The organism is Enterococcus rivorum (assembly GCF_001742285.1).
Classification (GTDB): domain Bacteria; phylum Bacillota; class Bacilli; order Lactobacillales; family Enterococcaceae; genus Enterococcus_L; species Enterococcus_L rivorum.
Genome location: NZ_MIEK01000063.1, coordinates 1 through 4384 on the forward strand (window position 1 = coordinate 1; position 4384 = coordinate 4384).

At 34.6% G+C, this 4384-nt stretch carries 5 protein-coding genes and 1 CRISPR repeat array; all 5 genes read right to left on the reverse strand.

From position 1 onward, the window contains the following. Positions 1-287: 287 nt before the first annotated feature. Entirely contained in the window at positions 288-800 is a 513-nt protein-coding gene (locus tag BCR26_RS15825; RefSeq protein ID WP_069699928.1) for a hypothetical protein, read from the reverse strand. An 18-nt stretch (positions 801-818) separates the two neighbouring features. Then, entirely contained in the window at positions 819-2195 is a 1377-nt protein-coding gene (locus BCR26_RS15830; protein ID WP_069699929.1) for a T7SS effector LXG polymorphic toxin, read from the reverse strand. Then, positions 2186-2563 carry a DUF3958 family protein gene (locus BCR26_RS15835; RefSeq protein ID WP_069699930.1) on the reverse strand — a complete coding sequence of 126 codons (378 nt, stop codon included), beginning with the start codon at positions 2561-2563 and terminating at the stop codon, positions 2186-2188. The genes BCR26_RS15830 and BCR26_RS15835 overlap by 10 nt, the downstream gene beginning before the upstream one ends. Further along, complete coding sequence (locus BCR26_RS15840) at positions 2560-2859, reverse strand: TIGR04197 family type VII secretion effector (protein ID WP_069699931.1); 300 nt, start codon at positions 2857-2859, stop codon at positions 2560-2562. The genes BCR26_RS15835 and BCR26_RS15840 overlap by 4 nt, the downstream gene beginning before the upstream one ends. Before the next feature lie 65 nt (positions 2860-2924). Beyond that, the gene (locus tag BCR26_RS15845; RefSeq protein ID WP_069697824.1) at positions 2925-3218 is read right to left on the reverse strand and encodes a WXG100 family type VII secretion target; all 294 of its coding nucleotides are present in this window, start codon (positions 3216-3218) and stop codon (positions 2925-2927) included. A 226-nt stretch (positions 3219-3444) separates the two neighbouring features. Further along, positions 3445-3804: a CRISPR direct-repeat array (repeat unit 30 nt; unit sequence ATTTACATTTCACAGTACTTAGATTAAAAC). Positions 3805-4384 lie beyond the last annotated feature (580 nt).

Genomic DNA, 4384 nt, shown 5'->3' on the forward strand with positions numbered 1-4384 from the left:
GAAAAATGATTCTTCTAATCCATAAAACACTATAAAGAAAGTCAATAGACCGCTAGGCTCTCCTAACGTCGCTATTGACTTTCTTTATTGGGCATGTGCTTTTGATAGTACCCAAGGAACTCACGAAATAGCTAGTACCTTGACTTGTCCCTCGAATCCTTTCAGTATAACATGCCCACCGTTTGCTTTAGCATTTAAATTTGTTCCTTCAAACCTTTTCTACTTCACCCTCAGAATCTAGCAAAATAGCAGGTGAAAATCCTATCTTCTTCTCATTTAAAATTAAATCAAGTGGTAGATTTTATACTTTCATTGAGTTCTGCCCATTCATTATCTGAAAAGCTAGAAAACTCTAAGCCGATAATCTCACTGTCTTCATTTAGAAATAAAAATACATGGTTAGACATTTTTACAACAGAATCTATCTTTTCTTCATCTAATTTAAAATATATTTTTTTGTGTTCCCTAGATATTTTAAACCCAGATTCTTTAGTTATGATCGAATTTTCATCAAAAATATCTGTTTGGATCACTGGATTTTTTTCTGCATACTCTCCAATAAATAAATTAGAATCTTCAATATCATTGATGGATGTGAATACTACTTCTACAATTTTCTGTGTAACAGAATTGATTTTAATCTCAACAAATGATTCATGTTCGTTAACGAATCTATAATAATAAAATTCTCCCAAGCTATACTTATCATCATTTTCAGAAAATGATACTGTGATTGGGACATAATAGTCAACTTCTATATCATCTTTGACTAGTTTATCTTCATAACTTTTAATTTTCATAATTTGCTCCTTTCATAGTTAAGGTAGATACACAGCATGTTTAATAACTGGTAATTGTCCTGCTTCTCTAGCCGGACTAAATATTAATTCCCAATTATCTATTATTATTTTAGTATCAAATTTTATTCCTGTAGAGGTAGCTTGTTCTACAGCACCTTGAAAACTCCTTAACAATTGTTGTTCGGTAAGTTTTTGTCCATGAGATAGATTTCGAGTTGAATATTCTACCATGTGCTTGGTTCCATTTGGATTCACCCACAACTTTTCCCCATTAGCATTTATTTCAAACGATTTAGGAATAGTAGTTCCTTCTCTTGGAGGTTGTGTACCTTTAATATCATCCCAGACTGTACCTGTAGCCCCACTAGCTTTCTCACTTGGTAGCTTACCATAATTTTCTATTTTTGGCGCAAGCATACCTAGTACGACAGCTTGATACGCGGGGGCGACTGCTGTTGAAATAGCTAGTGACTTGGCTTGTGCGATCTCCCAATCAGTTAATTTTCTTCCAGTATAAGGATCAATCCCTGTTGCAACCATTTTATTGTAATAATCTAATAACTCATTATTCACTTTTGGTGGTGTGGTTTTATAAAGATCATAGGCAGCTTTACTGACTCCCGGTACTACTTTTCCTGTTTTTTTAGAAATATAGGCATTAGCATTTGTTGACCAATAATAATTATCCATTAACTCTTTTCGCGTTTTTGGAATTCGATCTTTATTATTTTCAGAATCAAACTTTTTCATTTTTTCTTGATTCATTTTTTCACGCTTTTTCCAATTATCCGTAATTGGCTTCGCCCAACGCATATCCATTTTTGCGATATCAAATGTTCCTGAACTGGCGTTCCATGCACCACTATTGGCAATCGCGGATATGCCAGTGTTTAGTTGCGCTAAACAGGATTCATATTCCGAAAAAATACTAGCAGAAGAAGCATTGAACGCATGGAGTTTCTGAATTCGCTCTTCTAGCTTCTGCACCGCCATCATGGCATTTTCATAGCGTCTTTCTAAGCGTGGGTTCCACTTTTCCTCTTTCGAGATAAGGTCTTGAATGGTCCCCATTAGTTCTCTGCCTTGATTTATTCTATCACGTAATTCGTCTTCTTGGATATCCCCACCACCAACTTGTGACGCATATTCCGATAAAAATTTCTGGTGAGCCTGAGTTAAAGCTTCACTTGCTAAAACGACGCCTTGTCGAAGCGGTGGATAGGCCACGGAAAAATACCGTTTAGCTGAGTCATAAGTCTTACCAGATAATGGCGCGTTCAAAAATTGGCTGACACTATCTTGCAATAGCCCCACTGCCTGCGTGGCTTCTTGCGCCACACGAGTCGCATCATTGGCTTGCGCTTGGACTTCACCAACAAAAAAATCTAATCCCACTGTGGTTGACTCCTTTCTTTACTGAATAGTTCTTTGCGTTTCCTTAACAGCTGTTCTTCTTCTTCCAAAAGCTGACGTTTTTCTTTTTCTAAATGTTCGCTTTTCTCTTCCAAATAATCTAATTCTTCTCTGGATAGCCAACGAGATTCTTCGGTTGATTGATGAAAAAAATCTTGGGTTTGGTCGTCTAGTTGCAGGCCTAACGAATCAGAGAAGAAGGTTTGTTCCATAGAACCTAGTGCTAGAACATCATTTATCTTGTCTTCATGCTTGCGAATTTCACGCATTTTTACCTCTTGATCTAAAAACACTTGTTTGAGTTGTGTGTGAATTGCTGCTTCTTCGGTATCAATCGATTTTTCAATCATCTTAAACGACCACCTAAGGAGAGGCTATCCAATTGATTCTTAATTTTTTGATCAATCGCCGCAAATTCTTGCGCCACTGAATGAATGTTATTGCCATCTTTCGCGATACTATCTGAAATTTTGTGTAACGCATTAACTAAGTCAGTTCCACTTTTTCTGGCATTACTATTTCCTGAAACATTCGTGCGTTCCGCGAACGTTGAAGGATTTTGTACTCCACTCAATCCGCTAGCTGCCTGACTTAAAGAACTAGAAACACTACCAGCAATGCTTAAATTACTTGAAATTTTTGCCATCTTTTCAACTCCTCTGATAAAAATAGACGAAGAATTATTTCTTTCTCCGTCTATTGCTTTATAAATTAACGATTATTAATCGCTTGTGAAATATCGTTATCCGTATCACGCATAATTTGCGCCACTGAACGTAGCTGTTGGTTGATTTGTTCTAACAATTCACCAAATTCACGAATCTTCGGTTGTAATTCTACAAATTGATTGTCAAAGCTTTCAAATCCGCTACCTTCCCAATTTGAACGGATAGCATCCTGTTCTCTCTCAAGATTTGATAAAACCGTTAAGATTTCTTCTGACCCTTGCGTGTATTTTGTTGCAGATGTTTCTAATTCTTCTGGTGATAATTTGATTTGTGCCATTCTTTTTCCTCCAATAATAAAATAAAAACTATGTAACATTGAAAATGATTCTGATTCAATCATATCAATAATTACATAGGTGCACAATGCTAAGTATAAAATTCTTTATTATATTTTTTTATTTAAAATTATATTTATTGGAGATTTCCAAAATAATTTTTAAATTTAAGATTTTATGGTCTAAAATAATTAATATATATATAAGGAAAACTCCTCTGCTGTCCAAACTTAAATTTCACAGTACTTAGATTAAAACAGGACTTTCCGGCAAAGCTTTAACAATTGTTACTAAATTTACATTTCACAGTACTTAGATTAAAACATGTTTACCGTCTTTTTGTAGCTCGTAATGGACGTGATTTACATTTCACAGTACTTAGATTAAAACGAAAAATAAAGTTGTCACAATTGGCAATGATACTTTATTTACATTTCACAGTACTTAGATTAAAACGTTGCTTGCTGTCTGTTTACATCCTCTTGCAACGATATTTACATTTCACAGTACTTAGATTAAAACCACCCTCTGAACTCAACTTGGACTCATCTTTGCCAGATTTACATTTCACAGTACTTAGATTAAAACAGGTACCTCAAAAAAGATACTTCTATCATACCTTACAGAAGCCGAATCTGTCGATGTCTATTTTTTTACTCCATTTTACTAGTAAACATTCCCTATTCCTTAAAAAAACTTATTTCTCTGGCTTTTTTTGCATCTGTCGATCTCCCCATTATTTTGGGCTATTGGACTTCGACAGATTTCCATTTCATTTTCTTCACAAAAAAACATCTAGATTGAGTCAAAATCATAAATAATAATCAACATACTGTAAAAAAATGCTTAATTCTTATAGTTCAAGAAGTGGGATCACCACATTTTCTATTGGTAATCCTCAATATACAGTAGATGAAATCCTACGCCTTCTTTCCTAATCCTTTTGAGCACTTCAACTTGTTTCTAACAAGAGTATATTTTCTCGCAATTCCTTATTTTTTGAGCTATTGAACAGAAACAAGAAAGAGAGTGGGACAATAAACTACTATTTATAGAAAACAGAGACGATTTTGACTATTATTATCAAAATCGTCTCTGTTTTTTCTTTTGAAAGAGCTTTTCGCTCCATATGTTTTCCTAATTTTCTTAAATTTAGTGCCATAAGCGC